The organism is Streptomyces akebiae (genome assembly GCF_019599145.1).
GTDB lineage: Bacteria > Actinomycetota > Actinomycetes > Streptomycetales > Streptomycetaceae > Streptomyces > Streptomyces akebiae.
The window spans coordinates 870,845-892,186 of record NZ_CP080647.1 but is presented as its reverse complement, the minus strand read 5'-3'; the positions used below and the strand labels follow the sequence as shown (position 1 = coordinate 892,186).

General features: G+C 72.8%; 21 protein-coding genes and 1 pseudogene. 10 read left to right on the top strand and 12 right to left on the bottom strand.

What is annotated here, in order from left to right; genetic code table 11:
- The first annotated feature begins 7 nt into the window (after window positions 1-7).
- From K1J60_RS03945 to K1J60_RS03915, 7 genes and pseudogenes are all read left to right on the top strand, one after another.
- Entirely contained in the window at window positions 8-1,708 is a 1,701-nt protein-coding gene (locus tag K1J60_RS03945; RefSeq protein WP_220644928.1) for a hypothetical protein, read from the top strand.
- Window positions 1,709-1,717: 9 nt separating this feature from the next.
- A pseudogene (locus K1J60_RS03940) lies at window positions 1,718-1,972 on the top strand (EamA family transporter); the annotation flags it as partial.
- Between the two features lie 110 nt (window positions 1,973-2,082).
- Window positions 2,083-2,748 (top strand): GntR family transcriptional regulator, encoded by a 666-nt coding sequence (locus tag K1J60_RS03935; RefSeq protein ID WP_220644927.1) that lies wholly within the window; start codon window positions 2,083-2,085, stop codon window positions 2,746-2,748.
- A gap of 66 nt (window positions 2,749-2,814) precedes the next feature.
- Entirely contained in the window at window positions 2,815-3,570 is a 756-nt protein-coding gene (locus K1J60_RS03930; RefSeq protein ID WP_220644926.1) for a PIG-L deacetylase family protein, read from the top strand.
- On the top strand, window positions 3,570-4,280 hold the full coding sequence (locus K1J60_RS03925) for a 4-carboxy-4-hydroxy-2-oxoadipate aldolase/oxaloacetate decarboxylase (protein ID WP_220644925.1): 711 nt from the start codon (window positions 3,570-3,572) through the stop codon (window positions 4,278-4,280). Before K1J60_RS03930 ends, K1J60_RS03925 begins: the two co-directional genes overlap by 1 nt.
- A 37-nt stretch (window positions 4,281-4,317) precedes the next feature.
- Complete coding sequence (locus K1J60_RS03920) at window positions 4,318-5,406, top strand: 4-oxalomesaconate tautomerase (protein WP_220644924.1); 1,089 nt, start codon at window positions 4,318-4,320, stop codon at window positions 5,404-5,406.
- A gap of 11 nt (window positions 5,407-5,417) precedes the next feature.
- A complete protein-coding gene (locus K1J60_RS03915) occupies window positions 5,418-6,368 on the top strand; it encodes a catechol 2,3-dioxygenase (RefSeq protein ID WP_220644923.1) in 951 nt (316 codons plus the stop codon).
- 280 nt (window positions 6,369-6,648) lie between these two features.
- Here the strand turns inward: K1J60_RS03915 and K1J60_RS03910 are convergent, their stop codons facing one another.
- On the bottom strand, window positions 6,649-7,605 hold the full coding sequence (locus K1J60_RS03910) for an alpha/beta hydrolase (RefSeq protein WP_220644922.1): 957 nt from the start codon (window positions 7,603-7,605) through the stop codon (window positions 6,649-6,651).
- A 77-nt stretch (window positions 7,606-7,682) separates the two neighbouring features.
- On the opposite strand from K1J60_RS03910, the gene K1J60_RS03905 reads away from it, so the two are divergent.
- Complete coding sequence (locus tag K1J60_RS03905) at window positions 7,683-8,201, top strand: MarR family winged helix-turn-helix transcriptional regulator (protein ID WP_220644921.1); 519 nt, start codon at window positions 7,683-7,685, stop codon at window positions 8,199-8,201.
- A 169-nt stretch (window positions 8,202-8,370) separates the two neighbouring features.
- On the opposite strand, the gene K1J60_RS03900 is transcribed toward K1J60_RS03905, so the two are convergent.
- Window positions 8,371-9,468: an NAD(P)/FAD-dependent oxidoreductase gene (locus K1J60_RS03900; RefSeq protein WP_220644920.1), complete on the bottom strand. Its 1,098-nt coding sequence runs from the start codon at window positions 9,466-9,468 to the stop codon at window positions 8,371-8,373.
- Between the two features lie 135 nt (window positions 9,469-9,603).
- Between K1J60_RS03900 and K1J60_RS03895 the strand changes: the two genes are divergently transcribed.
- Window positions 9,604-10,092 carry a phosphatase domain-containing protein gene (locus K1J60_RS03895; RefSeq protein WP_220644919.1) on the top strand — a complete coding sequence of 163 codons (489 nt, stop codon included), beginning with the start codon at window positions 9,604-9,606 and terminating at the stop codon, window positions 10,090-10,092.
- Window positions 10,093-10,143: 51 nt separating this feature from the next.
- Here K1J60_RS03895 and K1J60_RS03890 read toward each other — a convergent pair whose 3' ends face one another.
- The 5 genes from K1J60_RS03890 to egtA form a co-directional block, all read right to left on the bottom strand.
- The gene (locus K1J60_RS03890; protein WP_033528422.1) at window positions 10,144-10,359 is read right to left on the bottom strand and encodes a dodecin; all 216 of its coding nucleotides are present in this window, start codon (window positions 10,357-10,359) and stop codon (window positions 10,144-10,146) included.
- 207 nt (window positions 10,360-10,566) lie between these two features.
- Window positions 10,567-11,529, bottom strand: a complete 963-nt coding sequence (gene egtD / locus K1J60_RS03885; protein ID WP_220644918.1) for an L-histidine N(alpha)-methyltransferase — start codon at window positions 11,527-11,529, stop codon at window positions 10,567-10,569.
- Window positions 11,526-12,335 (bottom strand): ergothioneine biosynthesis protein EgtC, encoded by an 810-nt coding sequence (gene egtC, locus K1J60_RS03880; protein WP_220644917.1) that lies wholly within the window; start codon window positions 12,333-12,335, stop codon window positions 11,526-11,528. Before egtC ends, egtD begins: the two co-directional genes overlap by 4 nt.
- Entirely contained in the window at window positions 12,335-13,681 is a 1,347-nt protein-coding gene (gene egtB, locus K1J60_RS03875; RefSeq protein ID WP_220644916.1) for an ergothioneine biosynthesis protein EgtB, read from the bottom strand. Before egtB ends, egtC begins: the two co-directional genes overlap by 1 nt.
- Window positions 13,678-14,952 (bottom strand): ergothioneine biosynthesis glutamate--cysteine ligase EgtA, encoded by a 1,275-nt coding sequence (gene egtA / locus K1J60_RS03870; protein WP_220644915.1) that lies wholly within the window; start codon window positions 14,950-14,952, stop codon window positions 13,678-13,680. The genes egtB and egtA overlap by 4 nt, the downstream gene beginning before the upstream one ends.
- A 331-nt stretch (window positions 14,953-15,283) precedes the next feature.
- Between egtA and K1J60_RS03865 the strand changes: the two genes are divergently transcribed.
- Window positions 15,284-16,162, top strand: a complete 879-nt coding sequence (locus K1J60_RS03865; protein ID WP_220644914.1) for a TIGR02452 family protein — start codon at window positions 15,284-15,286, stop codon at window positions 16,160-16,162.
- A 212-nt stretch (window positions 16,163-16,374) separates the two neighbouring features.
- On the opposite strand, the gene K1J60_RS03860 is transcribed toward K1J60_RS03865, so the two are convergent.
- The 5 genes from K1J60_RS03860 to K1J60_RS03840 form a co-directional block, all read right to left on the bottom strand.
- Entirely contained in the window at window positions 16,375-16,821 is a 447-nt protein-coding gene (locus K1J60_RS03860) for a type II toxin-antitoxin system PemK/MazF family toxin (RefSeq protein WP_220644913.1), read from the bottom strand.
- A gap of 98 nt (window positions 16,822-16,919) precedes the next feature.
- The gene (locus K1J60_RS03855) at window positions 16,920-18,323 is read right to left on the bottom strand and encodes a flotillin family protein (protein ID WP_033528429.1); all 1,404 of its coding nucleotides are present in this window, start codon (window positions 18,321-18,323) and stop codon (window positions 16,920-16,922) included.
- 160 nt (window positions 18,324-18,483) lie between these two features.
- Window positions 18,484-18,708, bottom strand: a complete 225-nt coding sequence (locus tag K1J60_RS03850) for a hypothetical protein (RefSeq protein ID WP_055513823.1) — start codon at window positions 18,706-18,708, stop codon at window positions 18,484-18,486.
- Window positions 18,709-18,741: 33 nt separating this feature from the next.
- On the bottom strand, window positions 18,742-20,166 hold the full coding sequence (locus K1J60_RS03845; protein WP_220644912.1) for an amidase: 1,425 nt from the start codon (window positions 20,164-20,166) through the stop codon (window positions 18,742-18,744).
- A 104-nt stretch (window positions 20,167-20,270) separates the two neighbouring features.
- On the bottom strand, window positions 20,271-21,311 hold the full coding sequence (locus K1J60_RS03840) for a helix-turn-helix domain-containing protein (RefSeq protein WP_220644911.1): 1,041 nt from the start codon (window positions 21,309-21,311) through the stop codon (window positions 20,271-20,273).
- Window positions 21,312-21,342 lie beyond the last annotated feature (31 nt).

Genomic DNA, 21,342 nt, shown 5'->3' with positions numbered 1-21,342 from the left:
AGGAGACATGACGACCCTGGGAGAGGACATGGACAGGCGGCCCAACCGGTACGACGAGAGCGGCGATCTCCGTACCACCAGCGCCCGTTGGGAGGCGCGGCGGCTCAACCCGCCCAACCCCCTGTGGGGTTCCAACGGTGTCGCCTTCGGCCCCGACGGGCGGCTGTACGTCGCGCAGTTCCTCGCGGGCCAGATCAGCGCCGTAGACCCGGCGACCGGGGACGTGGAGGTCGTCGTCCCGATGGACGGTCCCGTGCAGTCGCCGGACGATCTCGCCTTCGGCGCCGACGGCTCGATGTACATAGCCGACCTGGTGCCGGGCCGGGTGTGGCGCCGGAGCCCGGCGGGGGAGTACCGCCTCGTCTCCGACGACGTCACCAACCCCAACGGCATCACCTGTGTCGGTGACCGGCTCTTCGTCAACGAGATGAAGCCGGGCGGCCGGCTGCTGGAGCTGTTCCCGGACGGCGGCGACCCCGTCGTGCTCACGGAGGGCCTGGCCCTCGGCAACGCGATGCAGCTCGGCCCGGACGGTCACCTGTACTACCCGCACATGATCACCGGTCAGGTCTGGCGGATCCCGCCGGACGGCGGGACGCCCGAGCTGGTCGCCGAGGACGTGCACGAGCCGGTCGCGGTCCGTTTCGACCGGGGCGGTGTCCTGCACGTCCTCTCCCGGGGTGTCGAGGGCATCGTCACCCGCGTCGACCTGCACGGCGCCGGAACGCGCACGCTCGTCACCAGCGGGCTGAAGGGCCTGGACAACGCGGCGTTCGACGCCGAGAACCGCATGTTCGTCTCCAGCTACGCCAGCGGCGGCGTCACGGAGATGCACCCCGACGGCCGCACCCGCGAGATCGTGCGGCGCGGTCTCGACGGCCCCTACGGCGTGACCGTCGACCTCGGCGGCACGGTCTACGCCGCCGACCACTACCGGCTGGCGAGCCCGGCGGCGACCGACGAGGGCGAGCCGCTCGGCGCGGGTCCGGCGACCGGGCCCGGCGGAGTGACGACGCACCGTCTGCTGCACTTCGTCCACGGCGTCACCGCCGACGGCGGACTGCTGCACTACACCTCGCAGTTCGGCGACGTGCAGACCTACGACCCCGCGAGCGGGGAGCTCCGGCCGCGGGCACGGGGGCTGCAGCGGCCCATCGGCATCGCCGTCGGACCGGACGGTGCGCTCGTGGTCGCCGAGACGGGCGCGGGCCGGGTCGTGGCCGTCGGCGACGGCGAGGGCGAGGGTGACGACACCGTGACCGTGCTCGCCGAGGACCTGGACCGGCCCACGGACGTGGCCTTCGACGCGGAGGGCCACCTCTATGTGAGCGAGGAGCGGCTCGGAACCGTCCTGCGGATCGAGGCGCACGGCAGCACGAGTGTCGTCCTGGACGGGCTGGGCGCGCCCCAGGGGCTGGCGGTCCTCGGCGACGACCTCTTCGTGGTGGAGACGGGGTCCCGCAGGCTGAGCGCGGTCTCCCTCACCACCGGGGCGCGGCGGATCGACGCGGAGGATCTGCCGGTGGGCCCGCCCCCGGGCGTCGTCCAGCGGACCGAACCGGCGCTGTTCGCGGACGTCATGCCCGGGACGGCCCGGCGTTTCGCGGGCCTCGCGGCCGCCCCGGACGGGGCCCTGCTGCTGTCCGCCAACGGTGAGGGCACCGTGCTGCGGCTGACCCCGAGGGCGGGGGCTCAGCCGGTGCGGTAGAGCGCGAACCCACCCACCGCCGGGGCCGTCGGTCACGCGGTCGCCGCCGGGGTCCTCGCCTCGGCCGTGCCCTACCTCGCGGACGTGTTCACGCTGCGCCGTGTGCCCGCCCAGGTGTTCGGGCTGTTCATGAGCGTCGATCCCGTCCTGGCCGCGCCGACGGGCTGGGTCGTGCTCGGGCAGGAGCTGGGCGGGGTCGAGTGGGCGGCGATCGGAGCGGTCGTCGCGGCGAACGCGCTCAGCATGCTCGTGCCGCGCCGCTGAGCGTGTGCACGGCCCCGCGGTCGGTGGGTGCCCTCCTGTGAGAACAAAATTGTTGACAATCTTGTTGGCCTAGATTTACGTTCGACAGGCACTCACTCAGGGAGGGCACGATGCAGGAGGAAGCCCGTCCGGGCACCGGGGAGCAGGCCAAACAGCTCGCGCTGGCGAAGCTGCGGCAGGCGATCCTGCACGGCGAGATGGCGCCGGCCCAACGGCTGGTGGAGAACGAACTCGCCGAGCAGTTCGGTGTGACACGGGCCAGCATCCGCGCGGCACTGATCGATCTGGAGGCCGAAGGGCTGGTCGAACGGATCCGCAACCGCGGCTCGCGGGTGCGGGTGGTGACCGTGGAGGAAGCGGTCGCCATCAGCGAGTGCCGCATGGTGCTGGAAGGGCTGTGCGCAGCGAGGGCGGCCACCGTGGCCACCGACGACGAACTCGCCGAACTGGCCGACATCGGCACGGCGATGACCAAGGCCGTGGCCGACGGCGAGCCGGTGACGTACTCCGAGCTGAACCAGCGGCTGCACGCCCGCATCCGGGAGATCTCCGGTCAGCGGGTGGCGGTGGAACTGCTGGAACGGCTCAACGCCCAGCTGGTGCGTCACCGCTTCCAGCTCGCGCTGCGGCCGGGACGGCCCCAGCACTCCCTGGGCGAACACCTGGCCATGATCGAGACGATCACGGCCAGGGACCCGCGGGCGGCCGAGGAGGCCGTCCGCGCCCACCTCACGAGCGTGATCGCCGCGCTGCGCGAAGAGCGCCCGGCCTCCTGAGCGCTCCGGGGTGACCCCACAGGCCTGACCGGCCTGTCCGGTCCGTCCACCGAGGAGACCCATCAGATGACCGACGGCACGGCCCCCGCCACCGCCCCACCCCGATCGACCCTCGTCGTCACCGCGCACGCGGGAGACTTCGTGTGGAGGGCCGGCGGCGCCATAGCCCTGGCGGCCTCGCGCGGGGAGCGGGTCACCATCGCCTGCCTCACCTTCGGTGAGCGCGGCGAGTCCGCCAAGGCCTGGCGCGAGGGCAGGACGCTCGACGAGATCAAGGCGATCCGCCGGGAGGAGGCCGAGAAGGCCGCCGCGACCCTCGGCGCGGCCATCGTCTTCTTCGACGCCGGCGACTATCCGCTGACCGGCACCCCGGAACTCACCGACCGGCTGGTCACCGTCTACCGCGCGGCCCAGCCGGACGTCGTCCTCACCCATCCGCTCGAGGACCCCTACAACGGCGACCATCCCGCCGCCGCCCGCATGGCCCTGGACGCGCGGGTCCTGGCCCAGGCCATCGGCTACCCCGCCGAGGGCGAGATCATCGGTGCCCCGCCGGTGTTCTTCTTCGAGCCGCACCAGCCCGAGATGTGCGGTTTCAAACCGGAGGTCCTCCTCGACATCACCGAGGTCTGGGAGACCAAGCGCAAGGCCATGGAGTGCCTGGGCGCCCAGCAGCACCTGTGGGACTACTACACCGACCTCGCCGTACGCAGGGGAGTCCAGCTCAAGCGCAACGCGGGCCCCAACCTGGGCCTCGCGCACAGGACCATGGCCGAGGCGTACATGCGTCCCTACCCGCAGGTCACGGAGGTGCTGGACTGATGGGCGGCGTGATCGTCACCAACCCGCCGAAGGCCGACGCCGAGGATGTCGAGGCGATCGGCCGGTACGGCGTCGCCACCGTCCACGAGGCGATGGGCCGCACCGGCCTGCTCGGCACCCACCTCCGCCCGATCCAGCGGGACACCCGCGTCGTCGGCACCGCCGTCACGGTCCTCTCCTGGCCCGGCGACAACCTCATGATCCACGCGGCGGTCGAGCAGTGCGGCGAGGGCGACATCCTCGTCGTCACCACCACCTCGCCCTCCACCGACGGCATGTTCGGCGAGCTCTTCGCCACCGCCCTCCGGCGGCGCGGCGTACGCGGCCTGGTCATCGACGCCGGGGTCCGGGACACCGCCGAACTCCGCGCGATGGGCTTCCCCGTCTGGGCCGCCGCCGTCAGCGCACAGGGCACGGTCAAGGCCACGGGCGGCTCCGTCAACGTGCCGGTCGCCGTCGGAGGCCGGCCCGTCCACCCCGGCGACGTGATCCTCGCCGACGACGACGGCGTGGTCGTCGTCCCCCGGTCACGGGCCCGCCGGACGGCCGAGGCCTCCGCGGCCCGCGAACAGAAGGAGGCCGCCTCCCGCGCCGCCTTCCTCGACGGCCAACTGGGCCTGGACCGCTACGGGTTGCGCGAGACGCTCGTGCGCCTCGGGGTGACCTACCGGTCGTACGAGGAGTACGAGAGCGAGCGTGCCGAGTCGTGAGGCCGCACCAGGTGCGCGTCGGCGGGAGGACCCGGCGGTGACCGGGTGGCCCGAGGGGATCCGCTGCATGCTGATGCGCGGCGGCACCTCCAAGGGCGCCTACTTCCTCGCCGGGGACCTGCCCGCCCGCGCGGCCGACCGCGACGAGCTGCTGCTGCGCGTCATGGGCAGCCCGGATCCCCGCCAGATCGACGGCCTGGGCGGGGCCCACCCCCTGACCAGCAAGGTGGCCGTGGTGTCCGCCTCGGCCGACCCCGAAGCCGACGTCGACTACCTGTTCCTCCAAGTCGGCGTCGAGGAAATCCAGGTGAGTGATCGTCAGAACTGCGGCAACCTGCTCGCCGGGGTCGGCCCGTTCGCCGTCGAACGCCGCCTGGTGACCGTCGGCGAGCCGGTGACCTCCGTGCGCGTCCGCATGCTCAACACCGGTGACCTCGCCGTCGTCACCTTTCCCACCCCCGGCGGCCGCATCGCTGTCACCGGGGACACGGAGATCTCCGGGGTGCCGGGGACCGCCGCGCCGGTGGTGATCGAGTTCCCGCGGGGCGGCCGCCCGCTGCTGCCCACCGGGAACGCCCTGGACGTCGTCGCCGGTACGGAGGTGACCTGCGTGGACAACGGCATGCCCACCGTACTGATCCCCGCCGCCGCCCTGGAGGTCACCGGCTGCGAGGCCCCCAAGGACCTGGAGGAGGACCTGGCGCTCGCCGACCGGCTGCGCGAGATCCGGCTGGGGGCGGGCCGGTTGATGGGCCTCGGCGACGTCGAGCACACCACCGTGCCCAAGCTCAGCCTGCTCGCGCCGCCCCGCAACGGCGGAGCGGTCACCACCCGCACCTTCATACCGGTGCGCTGCCACACCTCGATCGGCGTACTCGGCGCCGCGAGTGTGGCGGCCGGGCTGCGCGTCGCCGGGGGAGTGGGCGAAGGAGTGGCGCGACTCCCTTCCATCGGTGACCGATTGCGCATCGAGCACCCCACCGGCTTCCTCGACATCGAGACCCGCGTGACGTACGGCCCCGACGGCAGCCCCTCGGCGAGCCGCACCGCCGTCGTCCGCACCGCCCGCAAGATCTTCGACGGCACGGTCTTCTCCCGGCCCGCAGCCCCCTCCTCCCGCCCCTAAGGAGTCCACCGATGGCCCCGCCGCTCGGCGACATCGCCCACCTCGGTCATGTCGAACTGCTCACCCCCGACCTCGACGGCAGCCTCTGGTTCTTCACCGAGATCCTGGGCCTGACCGAGAACGGCCGCTCCGGCGGCTCGGTCCATCTGCGGACCTGGGACGACTACGAGCACCACAGCCTCACCCTCACCGCCCACTCCACCAACGGCATCCGCCGCACCGCCCTGCGCACCTCCGGCGAGGAGGCCCTGCGGCGCCGGGTCAAGGAACTGGAGAGCACCGGCCGCGCGGGCCGCTGGGTCGAGGACGAACCGGGCATCGGCCCGCTGTACGTCAGCACCGACCCCGACGGCCACGAGGTCGCCCTGTACTGGGAGAGCGAGTGGTACGAGGCGCCGGCCGACCTCAGGCCGGGTCTGAAGAACCAGCCGCAGGCCAGACCCGGGCACGGCGTCGGCGTGCGCCGCCTCGACCACGTCAACTTCCTCGCCGCCGACGTCGAGGCCAACGCCGCCTTCACCCGCGACGTGCTCGGCGCCCGCGCCACCGAACAGATCGTCCTCGACACCGGGAAGGTCGCCGCCCAGTGGCTCACCTTCACCAACAAGTCGTACGACGTCGTCTACACCGAGGACTGGACCGGCTCACGCGGCCGACTGCACCACATCGCGTTCGCCACCGACACCCGCGAGGACATCCTGCGGGCCGCCGACCTCTGCCTCGACCAGGGCGTGTTCATCGAGACCGGCCCGCACAAGCACGCCATCCAGCAGACGTTCTTCCTCTACGTCTACGAGCCCGGCGGCAACCGGATCGAGCTGTGCAACCCGCTCACGCGGCTCGTCCTCGCCCCCGACTGGCCGCTCATCACCTGGACCCAGGCGGAACGCGCCAAGGGACAGGCATGGGGCCTGAAAACCATCGAGTCGTTCCACACGCACGGCACCCCGCCGGTCGACTGACTGTTCCGTCCTCCGCGGGGTCACGCTCCGAACAGGACGCGGTGGGGCGTTTCGGTGCCGTCTTCGGCCCCTGGTTCGGCGGCCGGCTGCTCGCCGCGGGCAACGGCGACCGGGGCTTCACCGCCTTCGCGCTCGCCGGTGTCTCCTCCACGGACTTCATCGGCATCGTCTCCCTGCGCGCGTCCCCCGGGCCCCGCGGAACGAGCCCGCGACATCGCCGACCCCGAGGGGCCGAACACCGCCGCACGGGTGGGCCCCACCCCGGGGCCCACCCCGCCCCCTACAACGCCTCCTCGGCCGCCCCTCCGTCGAAGGCCTGCCGCACGCGCGCGGCGATCAGCGGGTACACCTCGCGGGCCCGGGCCTCGTCGTTGGTGTCGTAGCCGTGGTCGGCGCCGCCCACGTCGTGGTGACCGACCAGGGCCCCGGCGGTGCGGAGCCGGTCGGCGTAGGCGACGCCCTCGGACTTGAGGAGGTCGAACTCGGCGGTGACGACGAAGGCCGGGGCGATGCCCCTGAGATCAGCCGTGTCCGAGGGGTGCGCCGGCGAGGCCAGCCGGTCGGCACGCTGCTCGGGGTCCGGGATGTACGCGCTGTCGAAGACGTCCGCCATCCATGGCCGCAGCATCGGCTTGGCGATCGCGGCCCGCTTGTCGCGGGCGGCGGTGGCGAGGTCGAGCGGCGGGTAGTGCAGAACCTGGAGCGCGATCGAGGGGCCGCCCTCCTCCAGGGCCTGGCGGGCCACCGCCGCCGCGAGGCCGCCGCCCGCGCTCTGCCCGCCCACCGAGAGCCGCTCGCCGTCCCAGCCGTGCTCGCCCCCGTGCCCGGCGACCCAGCGCACGATCTCGTACGCCTGCCGGGGTGGCGCCGGGAACGGGTGCTGCGGGGCGACCACGTAGTCCACGTTGAGCACGGCCGTACCAGCCTCGACGGCTATGCACCGGCACAGCGCGTCGTCCAGCTCGATCTGGGGCATGACATAGCCGCCGCCGTGGAAGTTGACGTGGACCGGCGGGGGAGAAGTGCCCTCGGCGGCGGGCAGGTACAGCACGGCGCGGGCCGGGCCGTAGGCGGTGGGGACGGTCAACTCGCGGGTGGCGCAGGCGTACTCGGGCAGACGGGCGCGCCATCCGGCGGCGGAACCCGGCCCACCGGACCGGCGGCTCGCCACTGACGCGATACGCTGCATCGCCTTGGCCGCGAAGGCGGCCACGGCCGGGCGGGCGAGAAGGGACATGGGGCTCCGTTCGGTCGCGGGGGTACCCGGGCCATGAATTTACTTGAGTCAGGCAACAAGATGGTAAAGTAGCTCCCATGTCCCCATCACCGCTACCCTCCGACCCCGCCTCGGCGGAAGTGATCGAGATCGAGCGAGCCCTCACTCGCATCACCTACCTCAGCACCCGGGCGCGGGCCCACGAGCGCCTGATGAGCCTGGCCGGCGTGCCGCTGGACCGTGCCGCCGTGGCGCTGCTGCGGCAGATCGCCGACTCCGAGCCGCTGCGCCCGGGGGAGCTGGCCAACCGGCTCGGTGTCGAGGCCTCCCATGTCACCCGCCAGGTGCAGCAGCTCCAGAGGACCGGCTACGTCACCCGCGTACCGGACCCGGACGACCGCCGCGCCCAGCGCATCGAGCTGACGCCGGCCGGTGAGGAGGCCATAGGGCGCATCCGCGAGGCCGGCGTCCGTGGCATGCAGATGGCGCTGTCCGAGTGGTCCCCGGAGGAGCTCCGGCAGCTCGCGGGTCTCTTCCACCGGATGGTCGACGACTTTCTCACGCATGCGAACGACCTGGTGGAGCAGGAGACGGCGGGGGCGGCGCGGGTCGAATGACCGTCGTGGGGTGCGTCGTCGGGTGCGGGTGAGTGGGGGTTGCTCGCGCTGTTCCAACCGCGCCCCTTGACGGCAGGGGTCGCGCCCAGCGCTTTCAAGGGGCGCGGGGAACTGCGCGACCGGCCCCCGCCGATCCGCACCCGACGACGCACCCCGCAACCCCCGAGCCTCAGTACCCCAACTGCTTGCGCACATACGGCGTCATCAACGTCTTCGCCTTCGCCAGCGTGGACGTCCGAGCCCCCAGCACGGCCGTCTCACCGCCCGGCACCGGCAGCAGCGTGATCCCGTCGGCCGAACCGAGAGGAATGATCAGCGGGGTCCGCCGGATCGGCCGGTACAGACGCGGTTCCTTACGGTGCTTGCCCGAACTCCCCAGATAGGAACGGATGTTGTGGGCGGCGATGTCCGCCTGGGCGAACGCGACGGGGGAGACCTTCTGCTCGCTCACATCGTTCACGTCGCCGACCGCGAACACGTCGAGGCGCCCGTCGACCCGCAGCATCCGGTCGACCTTGACCTGTCCGGCCGCGTTCAGCCACGCCCCGTGCCCGGCCAGCCGCAGCCAGAGCGTGTTCGGCGTGGTGCCGTTGGCCCAGAACGCGAGGTCCGCCTCGATGAGCCCGCCCCGGCCGTCCCGGTAGGTGCCGAAGTCGGGGCCCTGGGAGACGAACGTGTCGAGCCTGACGTCCACGTCGTGCGACTCCAGCCAGGTCAGGGCCCGTCGTCCCGCCCACTTGCTGCCGGTGGAGCTGAGCAGTTCCGATCCGGCGTGCGCGAGGGTGACCCGCGCGTCCGGCCGGGCCAGCCGGACCTCGGCGGCGAGCTCCACACCACCGGGCCCGCCGCCGACGATCAGGACGTGCCCGGCGGTCGCCACGTTCTCCTGGTGGGCGGCGAACGTCTTGCCCGCCTCCTCGGGAGTGGTGCCGAGGAAACGCGCCGGCTCGGGATAGTCCGCGCCGGTCGCGATCACCACCACGTCGTACGGCAGCCGCTCACCCGTGGCGAGCTTCACCTGCCGCTCGCCGGTGTCGATGTCGACCGCCTTGCCGACGACCACACGGCCGTGGCGCAGCAGCCGGTCGTACGGGATGAAGGGGGTGGACGTCCATGCCTCGCGCACGCCCGCGCGCAGAGCGGCGATGCGGTGGAAGAAGACCTCCTTGCGGTCCACGAGGGTGACCCGTGCGACATCGTCCAGCTGTTTGGCGAGGCGGATGCCGCCGTATCCGCCTCCGATCACGATCACTTCGCCGTCAGGCACGCCGATTCTCCTGTGCTGGGTGGGGGGAGAGATGACGACCTTAACGTTTGAAACCTCAAGCTACTGGCGGGCTTCGTGGTTGTTGTGTGAAGCGACGGCGGACGACACGAGTCAGCTGCTGCCTAGGCTGGTGCCGTGACCGACAACGACCGGCCCCTCGCCGTATTCGACCTCGACAACACCCTCGCCGACACCGCGCACCGGCAGCGGTTCCTGGAGCGCGCCCCGCGCGACTGGGACGCGTTCTTCGCCGCCGCGCCACAGGATCCGCCGCTGGCCGAGGGCGTGGCGCTCGCACGGGAGAGCGCCGAGGAGTGCGAGGTCGTGTATCTGACCGGGCGCCCCGAGCGCTGCCGCCGCGACACCGTCGACTGGCTGGCGGCGCAGGGGCTGCCCGAAGGGCGCATCTGGATGCGCCGGAACAACGACCGCAGGCCCGCCCGCCGCACCAAGCTGGAGATCCTCCGAGACCTCGCCAGGACCCGCGAGATCCGCGTCCTCGTGGACGACGACGAACTGGTCTGCGAGGACGCGGAGCGGGCGGGATTCACGGTCGTACGGGCGCGCTGGGCCGCGACCTCCGCCGCGCTGAAGGTGGCGCAGGAACGGGAGGGCCGGACCTGAGGGCCGGAGACCTGAGGTCCGGAGACCTGCGGGCCGGACCGCCCCGGTCCGTCACTCCGCCTCGTCCAGCCGGAAGCCGACCTTGAGGCCGACCTGGTAGTGCGCGATCTGCCCGTCCTCGATGTGCCCCCGGACCTGCGTCACCTCGAACCAGTCGAGGTTGCGCAGGGTCTGGGCGGCGCGGGCGACACCGTTGCGAATGGCGTGGTCGACGCTCTCCGCCGAACTGCCGACGATCTCGGTGACCCGGTACACGTGGTCGGTCATGCGGGTTCTCCTTGTCGCGTGCTCCACCGGTGGCCGATACGCCACACGTCACTCCACGGTGCCCCAGGTCGCCCGACGGCGCGAGAGATGCCGGCAGGTGCGGGTGAGTGGGGTTGAAAAGCAGGGGCGCAGCCCCGCTCTTTCAGGGGCGCGGGGAACCGCGCGACCAGCCTCCCCGCACCCGCACCCGACATCGAACCCCTCCCCCTACCCCACCCCACTCAACGACAGCGCGAACCGCCCCTCCTCATCCGTCCACCAATGCGTCAGCTCCAGTCCGACAGAAGCCAGTTCGTCCCGAACCCCTTCCTCCCGGAACTTCGCGGACACCTCGGTCCGCAATTCCTCCCCGGCTTCGAAGTCGACCGCGAGATCCAGCGCGGGGATCTTCACCGTCTGCGCCGTACGGGACCGCAGCCGCATCTCGATCCACTCGCACTCCGTGTTCCAGAGGGCGACATGGTCGAAGGCGTCGGGGTCGAAGTCCGCCCCCAGCTCCCGGTCCACCACGTTGAGCACGTTCTTGTTGAACTCGGCCGTCACCCCGGCCGCGTCGTCGTACGCGGCGACCAGCACCGCCTCGTCCTTGACCAGGTCCGTGCCCAGCAGCAGCGCGTCACCCGGCGCCAGCAGGGCCCGTACGGCGCCCAGGAACGCGGCGCGCTCCACGGGCACCAGATTGCCGATGGTGCCGCCCAGGAACGCCACCAGACGCGGCCCCGGCGTCTCGGGCAGGTCGAGCCCGGCGGTGAAGTCGGCGATCAGGGCGTGCACGTTCAGCCCCGGCCGCTCGGCGGCCAGCGCCTCGCCCGCCTGCCGCAGCGCGCTCTCGCTCACGTCGACCGGCACATAGGTGTCCAGGCCCGGCATCGCGTCCAGCAGGTGCCGGGTCTTGTCGGAGGAGCCGGACCCCAGCTCGACCAGGGTGCGCGCGCCGCTCGCCGCGGCGATCTCGCCCGCCCGGCCGACGAGGATCTCCCGCTCGGCACGGGTCGGGTAGTACTCGGGCAACTCGGTGATCCGCTCGAACAGTTCACTGCCGCGCGCGTCGTAGAACCACTTCGGCGGGAGTGTCTTCGGGGTGCGGGTCAGGCCCTCCAGGACATCGGCGCGCAGGGCCGCGTCGGTGGCGTCCTCGGGCAGGGTGCGGGTGAGACGGAACGGGCTCACTCGGAAGGCTCCTTCGGCGGTGCGGAGGCGGTCTCGTCGTTCGGGCGGCTGGGTTCCTCCAGCTCCTTGAGCGGGGTGAGCAGGACGTCGTCACGGCTCGCCGCCAGCAGCGTGCGGTCCGGGACCTCCACCCAGTGCGGATCGTCGTCGTACGGCTCGGAGGCCACGACCGTGCTGCGGCCGGGCTCGGCGAGGTACCAGAGCGTGTCGCCCCAGGCCGTCGCGGTGATCGCCTCCCCGTTGGTCAGCAGCAGGTTGAGCCGCGAACCGGGCGCCGCCCGGGCGACGTCGAGGACCGTGTCGGCCAGCGCCTGGCCCTCCTCGTCGCCCGCGCGCAGCCGGTTCAGGACCAGTGCCCACACGAGCGCGGAGTCGTTGCGGGCCTCCATCGACAGCAGCTCCGCGGCGGGCAGACCGTCCGCGAGATGCCCCAGCGACCGGGGCCAGCCGGCGACCGCCCCGTTGTGGCTGAACAGCCAGGGCCCGGCGGCGTACGGCGCCGCCGCGGCCTCGTTGTCCGCCCCCGGCACCGTGGCGTCCCGTACGGCGGCCAGCAGCGCCCCGGAACGGACCACCCGGGCGAGGTCGGTGAAGGACAGGTCCCCCCAGATGGGCCCGGACCGGCGGTACCGCCCCGGCACCGGGTCCCCCTCGGCGTACCAGCCGACCCCGAAGCCGTCGGCGTTGACGGTCCCGTACCGCTGTCGCCGGGGCGCCCACGACTGCCGGAACAGGCTGTGCGGCGGATCCACCAGAACCCTGCCCAGCGCGGACTGCGGCCCGAGATAAGCGAGATGACGACACATCAGACGACCTCCGGGGAGGCGTCCCGCGCCGTGCGGAAGCCGCTGAAGATCTGCCGCCGGATCGGGTAGTCCCAGTTGCGGAACGTCCCCCGGCACGCCACGGGGTCCACGGCGAACGCGCCACCGCGCAGCACCTTGTACTCGGGGCCGAAGAACACCTCCGAGTACTCCTTGTACGGGAACGCCGTGAACCCCGGGTAGGGCAGGAAGTCGCTCGACGTCCACTCCCACACGTCACCGATCAACTGCCGTACGCCCAGGGGAGATTCCCCCGCCGGATAGCTGCCGGCCGGTGCCGGGCGCAGATGCCGCTGCCCCAGGTTGGCGTGTTCGGGCTCCGGATCGGCGTCGCCCCACGGGTAACGGGCGGAGCGGCCGGTGACCGGGTCGTGCCGGGCCGCCTTCTCCCACTCGGCCTCCGTGGGCAGCCGCCGCCCCGCCCAGCGGGCGTACGCGTCGGCCTCGTACCAGCACACGTGCAGCACGGGTTCGTCGGCCGGTACGACCTCGGTGACCCCGAAACGCCGCCGCAGCCACTGCCGGCCGTCGCGCCGCCAGAACAACGGTGCGTGGATGCCGTGCGCACGGATGTGGTCCCAGCCCTCGGCCGTCCACCAGCGCTCGTCGTCGTAACCGCCGTCCTCGATGAACGCCTGGTACGCGCCGTTCGTCACCGGCGTGGTGTCGATGTGGAACGCCGGGACGATCCGCCGGTGCGCCGGCCGTTCGTTGTCCAGCGCCCACGGCTCGGTCGAGGTGCCCATCACGAACTCCCCGCCGGGTACGAGGACTTCGGACGGCCCCGTGTACAGCGGGACAGTCTCCGGGTCCGGCGCCGACAGCACGGCGGGCCCCTTGCGCAGCTGATGGGTGATCAGCATCGTCTCGTCGTGCTGCTGCTCGTGCTGGGCGATCATGCCGAAGGCGAAACCCGCGTCGGTGAGCCGGGTGCCGTGGAAGTCGACGCTCTCCAGCACGTCCAGGGCCCGGCCGCGCACCTCCGCCAGATACCGCCGGGCCTCCTCGGGCGGCAGCAGCGGCAGCGAGGGTCGCTCGGCGCGCGGATGCTCGAAGGCGTCGTACAGCCCGTCGATCTCGGGCCGCATCGCCTCCCGCCCGGCGACGTTCCGCAGCAGCCACAGCTCCTCCTGGTTGCCGATGTGGGCGAGGTCCCACACCAGGGGCGACATCAGCGGCGAGTGCTGCGCGGTGAGATCGGGTTCCTCGACGGCGCTGGTCAGGAGCGCGGTGCGGGCCCGGGCCGTGGTCAGCGCCGCCAGCGCGCGCTCCCGGAGTATGCCGGGGTCGGCGTCGGTCGTCGGAGCCGGCGTCTCGGGTGCGGTCATGCGGGGAGGTCCTTCCCGTGCGACAGGTCGAGCAGATCGTCGGCGGGGCAGCGCCCCCGGGCCACATAGCGGTCGGTGTACGCCGCGACCGCGTCCAGCACCTCGGGGCTCGCCCCGAGTCTGGGCAGCGCCTCGGCCGCCGCGGCGAAGCAGACCACCGCCGCCTCCCGCAGTTCGGGATCGGCCAGCCCGTCCCGGGCCGCCGCCTCCCACAGCGGATTGCGCGGTGGCGGTTGCGAACCGGCCCGCTCCGCGAGGGGCTTGACGGTCCGATACGCGGTCTCGGCGGCCGCCGGGTCCTCGAACAGCGCCGCCGTCACGGCGAGCGGCACGATCCACCCGTCCTCGCCCGGCTGCGCGTCGATCATGCGGAACTCCAGATGGCCACGCGGGCGCACCGGCGGGAACAGGGTCGTCAGGTGGTAGTCGAGGTCGGCCCGGGTCGGCGGGGTGTCGGACCGCGTCCACTCCCGGAACGTCATCCCTCCGGGCACGGCCCAGGGGCCCTCGTCGGCCCGGACGCACATCACGGGCGCGTCCAGCACCAGCCGGGCCCATGCCGCGCGCGGGTCGCCGTCCAACGACGGCGCGTCCGTACGACCGGGGTCCATGGCGGCCCACAGCGCCTGCCGGGTCGAACGCCAGCCGGTGACCCGGCCGCGCGCCAGCGGGGAGTGCGCGAACGCCGCCACCAGGACGGCGCCGAGCTGATGCGACAGCCACCAGCGCCGCTGGTGGCCGAGCGGGCCCGGCTCCTCGTACCCGGCGTCGAGACACACCTGCACCGAGGCGGAGGAGCACATCATGGACCGCCCCTCGGGTCCGAAGCGGTCGAGATAGATCTCCATCGCGTCGTAGCGGGGTTCGTGGAGGTAGCGGGTCGGGGGGTTCCAGGGTTCGTGGCCGAAGCCGCTGATGCCGAGACCCGCCTCCCGCAGCGTCGCGCGTACGGCGACGAGGTCGGCCGAGACGGACCCGACGCACTCCATCAGGGAGGCGGCCGGCGCCGAGCTGAGCTCCAGCTGGCCGCCGGGCTCGACGGTCAGGGGCGAGTTCAGGGTCAGGGTCCGCAGTGCGGCGTAGGCCGCTTCGAGTCGTGCGGGTGTTGCCGGGAGCCGTGGATCACGCAGCTCGTGGATGTGCCATTCCAGCTCTACACCGAGAGTGCGGGGTGGACCGGTCTTGAAGCAGATGCCCCGTACCAGGGCCTCGACCTCCGCCTCGGTGACCGAGGAGCGGTGCTCCGTACAGCCACTCGTCGAATCTGACATGTCGGGATCCTCCTGTCTGACATGTCGGGATCCTCCTGAGATGCCATCTCGTCAACCAAGCCGCCGATCCCCGCCCGGTGGGGCCGGACCGGCAGCGCTCGTCCCACCCAAAACCCTCGCGCCGCTCTCGCACAAGGGGGCACATCGTGGCAATGCGGATCGGTGATCTCTGCTTACGGGAACTCCTGGCACCTCTTCCCGTATGCGTCCCGGGTCATTCACACGAGGAAACTCCGTTGCGGTCACTCACCAGCATCGCCCAGGATGCGCCCATGAGCACGACGGGGGAGTACGCGCGGGCGGCGCGCGCGGGAGACACGGCGGTGCCGCGATGAGCGCCCGCCTACGCGGAATCGCACACGAGACCGAGCGGATCGTGGCGGCGGGCGGCTACCGCGCCCCGGCCGGCCACGAGGTCTCCCTGACGGCCGCGATCGAGGCCGCACGCTCCGGCACCCGCCTGTACGGTCCGGACCCGGTGCCGACCCCACCGGTCGCCCCCGTCCCGTCGGCCGTCGAGGTCACCGGTGAGAGCAGCCTGGAAGCCGCTCACCGCCTGACAGCCACCGACGCCACCCCCGTGGCCGTCCTCAACTTCTCCTCCGCCCGCAACCCCGGCGGCGGCTACCTCAACGGCGCCCAGGCCCAGGAGGAAGCCCTCTGCCGTGCCTCCGCCCTCCACACCTGCGTCCGCGAGGCCCGCGCCTTCTACGACCACCACCGCACCCACCGCGATCCGTTCTACACGGACCGTGTCATCCACTCACCCGCCGTCCCCGTCTTCCGTGACGACCGGGGCACCCTCCTCGACACCCCGTACACGACCGGCTTCCTGACCTCGGCGGCCCCGAACGCGTCGGTCGTCCTGCGGACGATGCCGGAGCGCGCCCCGGAGCTGCCGCGCGCCCTGGCCGTGCGCGCGGAACGAGTCCTGGAGACGGCCGTGGCACACGGCTACCGGAGGCTGGTCCTCGGCGCCTGGGGCTGCGGTGTCTTCGGCAACGACCCGGCGCACGTGGCGACCGCCTTCCGTGCCCTGCTCACCGACGGCGGCCGGTTCGAAGGCCACTTCGCGCACGTGGTGTTCGCCGTGCTGGACCGCACGAGGGGCACGACGGTCCGGGCCGCCTTCGAACGAGAGCTCAGCCCCGGTTCCGCACGGCGCGGGCAGCCGGATGATCGGCGCTCGACGGCCCGCGGACGACCGTGATCAGCCCTGATCGACCGTCGGGCCGACCACAGGTGCCGTACCCGCCAGGGGCCGGCAACGCGGCAAGGACCTTCGCCACCACCGCGCCGTGTGTCTGAACGCCACCACCGCGCCGTAGTCTGAACGCCACCGCGCGCACCTCGTCGAGGTCACGGACGGCGTCCGGCACGGACCGGCTGGCCTTCTGCGGAACGGCAGTTCGTCGTGACCTCCTAACGCCACCCGTACCGTTCCCGCAGCCGGTGCACCACGGAGTTGAACCGCATCCGGTCCAACGCGCAGGCCTCCCGCCGCATCCCCGTCTCGTGCAGCCGCAGCACCCGGTCCACATCCACCCACGAGTCCCGGCCCGACCGATCCCACGGCCCGCTCCCGATCGGCACCCACTCCCGGTCCCCGTCGTGCCGCTTGCTCGACAACTGCACGGCGAGCAAGGTCCCGCCGGCCTCCCGAGCCACGACCAGCACGGGCCGATCCTTCCCCCGCCCGTCGTTCTCCTCGAACGGCACCCACGTCCAGACGATCTCCCCGGGATCCGGATCCCCGTCGTGCGCGGGCGCGTACTCGGTGCGCACCCGCCCGACATCGCGGGGATCGGCCTCGATGGTGGCGAAGGGCCCGTAGCGCCCCGGCACGTCCTGCTCAGCGAAGGAAGTCACAGCGCACACGCTAACCCGCGCCCCGTGAGGGGCGCGGGCAACCGCGCGATCAACCACACGCCGTCCGCGGCCGACCTCTCCCGGCCGACGTCACGGCGCTATGCCTCCCTGTCCACCTGCACCTTCTCCACCGGCACCCCGTTGACGCCGGCCGGGCCGCCGGCAGGCACCCCGTTCTGGTTCATCGAGGCCAACAACTGCCGCGCCAGCCCCAACCCGGTCCCGCCCATCGTGAGCGCCTTGGCGAACATGTCCGCCATCCCGTCGGCCCCGTTGAGCAGCACCATGTTGTCGACGTTCCCGAACGCGGACGCCCCCGCCTGCACGATCTCCGGCCACCGCTCGGCCAGTTGCTGGGCGATCACCGCTTCCTGGTTCTCCGCCAGCGCGGCGCTCCGCGCCTTGATGCCCTCGGCCTCGGCGAGCCCCTTCGCCCGCGTGGCCTCGGCGGCCGCGAGCCCCTTGGCCTGCCGGGCGGCGGCCTCGGCCTCACCGGTGACCTGCGTCGCGGTCGCCTCGGCGGCGGCCGCCAGTTCGGTCTCCTTGGCCTTGGCCTGCGCGGCCGAGATACGTGCGTCGCGCTCGGCCTCGGCGAGAGTCCGTTTCTCGTAGGCCTTGGCGTCGGCCGGCTTGCGGACGTCGGCCTGGAGCTGCTGCTCGCGCCGGGCCGCCGCCAGCTCCGCGACGCGCGTCTCCTGGACGACGACCTCCTGCAGGGCGGCCGCTTCGGCGAGCGGACCCGCCTGCTTGGCCCGCGCCGAGGCGTTGTCCCGCTCGGCCTGGTAGCCGGCCTGGAGGATCTCGCTGTCCCGGGTGGCCTCCGCCATGCGCGCCGCGGCCTGCTGCTCGGCCTCGGTGGCGAGCCGGTTGGCCTCGGCCTGGGCGATACGGGCGTCCCGCTGGACGGCCGCCGCGTGCGGCATGGCCAGGTTCTTGATGTAGCCGGTCGGGTCCTCGATCTCGTGGATCTGCAACGAGTCGACGATCAGGCCCAGTTTCTCCATCTCCGTACCGCACGCGGCCCGGGTCTGACCGGTCAGCTTCTCGCGGTCACGGATCATGTCCTCGACCGTCAACCCGCCCACGATGGAACGGAGATGACCGGCGAACACGTTGTGCACCCGTTCCGAGACCCGCTTCTGCTGGCCGAGGAAGCGACGGGCCGCGTTGGCGATGGACACGAAGTCGTCGCCCACCTTGAAGATGACCACGCCCCGGATCTTCAGCGGAATGCCCTGGAAGGTCACGCACTCCACGGCCAACTCGGTCTGGTTCAGGTCGAGCGACAGCTTGCGCACCGCCTGCATGCCGGGCAGCACGAGCGTGCCGCGCCCGGTGACGATACGGAAGTTCATGCCTTCCGTCAGGCCCTCCATCTTGTGCTTGGAGCCGGAGATGATCAGAGCCTCGTTCGGTTCGGCGACACGCCACATGAGCTTGAACAGAGCGATCAGTACCAGAGCCACCGCTGCGGCGGCCCCCGCGATGATGCCGATGAACATCGGCACACCCCCCTTGGCCAGGTGCCCTTTCGGCACCGAACGTCGGGAGTGTCCCGCGTGGCTCAGCGGTGGTACAGGCACCGGGGGACCCTTGTTGCAGTCCTGATGCCATCCGGTTCCCGAAAGCCGACAGAGCGCGGCCCGGACACCTCACGGACCGTCAACTGTCGTACGCGGCAGACACATACACGGTGCGCGGCGGCAGATACTCGATCACCATCACCAGGGTCCCCGGCTCGATCCGGTCCTTCGCGGACGCGGGGTAGGCGAGGAAATGCTCGGCGCCGCCCCGCACCCGGACGATCACCTCGCCGACGAGCCCGGGACCGACCGCACCGGTCACCCGTCCCATCAGCCCGACCATCGACGCTTCGTCCATGGTCACAGCGTACGGGTCGGGCCCGGGCACCGAACCCGCTCACACGGCCGGCGAGTTCGCGGTGGTGTGCTCCGGCGGCCACCGCTCGTGCCAGCGCTGGTCCGCCTCCAACTGCGCGGCCAGCGACAGCAGGAGAGGCTCGCTGTTCGCGGGGCCGAGCAACTGCGCGCCCACCGGCAGCCCGCCGTCCACGAACCCGGCCGGTACGTTGACCCCGGGCCAGCCCAGCACGTTCCACGGCCAGGCGTACGGGCAGGCCGCGATCATCGCGCGGTCGGTGCCGAGGCCGCCGAGGTTCACCATGGACCCGACGCGGGGCGGGGGAGCGGCCGTCGTCGGCGCCAGCAGCACGTCGTACGTCGAGAAGAGCGCGCCGATCCGCCGGTGCAGCGTGACCTCCGCGCGGCGGGCGAGCCGCAGGGGCGCTCCCCCGAGCAGTCGGCCGAGGCGGGCGGCGTCGAGGGTGCGCCGGTCGAGGAGGCCCTGCTCGGAGATGGCGCCGACCCGCTCGGCGATACCCGCGGTGGCGCGCGGGACGAACGTCAGCCCGATCTGCCCGTACCGGGGCTCCGCCTCCTCCACCACGTGCCCGAGCGCGGCGAGCCGCTCGGCGACCGCCCGCACCCGTTTCTCCACGCGCGCGTCGAGCCGGGCGGGCAGCGCGGTGAACGGGGGCTTCAGCGACAGGGCGACGCGGAGCCGCCCCGGGTCCCTCCCCACGGCCTCGGAGGCGTTGATGGCGGTCGGCCGGTGCAGATCGCCTTCGTGGTTGCCGCTCGCCGCGTCGAGGAGGAGGGCGGCGTCGGCGACCGTGCGGGCGAGGGTGCCGTTGACGGTGATGCCCTGGAAGGACTCCGCGTGCGGCCAGGTGGAGATGCGGCCGCGCTGGGGCTTGATGCCGACGAGATGGGTCCAGGAGGCCGGGATGCGGACCGAGCCGGCGCCGTCCGAGCCCAGCGCGGCCGGAACGAGTCCCGCGGCCACGGCCGCCGCGGACCCACCGGAGGAGCCGCCCGGGGTGTGGTCCGGGTGCCAGGGGTTCCGGGTGGCGCCGAAGGCCGGCCCCTCGGTGAACGGCCACTGTCCCAGTTCGCAGGTGTTGGTCTTGCCGACGACGATCGCCCCGGCCGCGCGCAGCCGCCGTACGGCCTCGCCGTCCTCGGGCAGCGACGGGAATTCACCCCGGCAGCCGAACGCGGTCGGTTCACCCGCCACGTCCATGTCGTCCTTCACGGCCACGGGGACGCCGAGCAGCGGCCGCCGACCGCCCTGCGCCAGTTCCTTGTCCGCCGCCTCCGCCTCCACGAGCGCCGCCTCGGCCCGCACCCGCCGGAACGCGTTCACGGTCCCCTGACTCGCCTCGATCCGCGCGAGCGCCGCCGCCACCAACGCCCGTGACGTCACCTCCCCGGCGGCCAGCGCCCGAGCGCACTCCACGAGACCCGGCGTACGGTCCACACCCATACGAACACCTCCGGAAGCAGGACTTTCTACCGAACGGTAACGTCCACGCGGCCACGGGGGTACGGGGAAGACGAGTTCGCTGACGGGGTCGGCGATTCGCGGGCTCAGCCGCGGGCCAAGTGGCGCATGGTGAGAGCCAGGTGGAGGCGGAGCCGGCCCTGGGGGGTGCGGACCGGCCAGCCGAGGAGGGCCTCGGCGTGGATCAGGCGGTCCTGGAGGGTGGAGTGGTGCACGTTGACGGCGGTGGCCGCGGCCCGCAGGCTCGCCGTCGAGGCGACCGCGTGGAGCGTCGCCAGCATCCAGGGCGAGTCCGCCGCGGCCCGCTCCAGGTCCCGTACATCGGGCGGGGGTTCGGCCCCGGGTCCGATCAGTTCGGCGAGGAGGGCGGTCCCGCCGAGGTCGTCGGCGCGCACCACCCGCTCACCGGGGTCCCGCGCGGTGCCCTCGGCCGTGAACCGCAACGCGGTCCGCGCGCCGTCCCAGGACCCCGGCAACCCGAGCACGGGCACCGCGGGCCCGACCCCGACCCGCCCCTCGGAAAGCCCGGCTGCGTATGCGGTGGCGTCGGCCGACGGCTCGTCCCGGCGTACCCGCAGGATGCGGGGTCGCCCACCGAGCGGGGCGACGGCCCGGGCCAGGGCCGTGGGGTCGTCCGGGTCCAGGCCGAGGAGCCGGGCGGCGTGGAGGCGGGCCCGCTCGGCGGCGGTGCGGTCGAGGACGGTCTCGACGAGCGCCGGGTCGTCGCCGGGGGAGACGGGCGCGCGGCCCCGGGTCCGGTCCAGCACCAGCCGCAGGGCGCCGGCGGCCCGTTCCAGGATGACCGCGTCCACCACGCTCGGCTCGGCGCCCTGGGAGCGCTCCAGCCAGAGCGCGGGCACGCCGCCCGGGGCGAGCGCGGCGGACGGCCAGGCCGGGTCCGGCGGCAGATCACTGTCCTCGCGCCGCCCGTCGGGCTCCACCCGGACCCGCACGCGCCGCTCGTCGTCGACCAGCCGCGCGGGACACCCGGCCAGTACGGCCGCCCCGCGCACCAGCGCCTCCAGCCCGGCCCGTGCCTCGGCCAGCGTGTCGAAGTAGGCGATGACCCGCACGGCCGCCCCGGCATCCGGATCGACCGCGGTCAGCCGCCCAGCCAGCTCTTTCATAAGCCCATAGTGCGCCATGGCTCCGCCGACC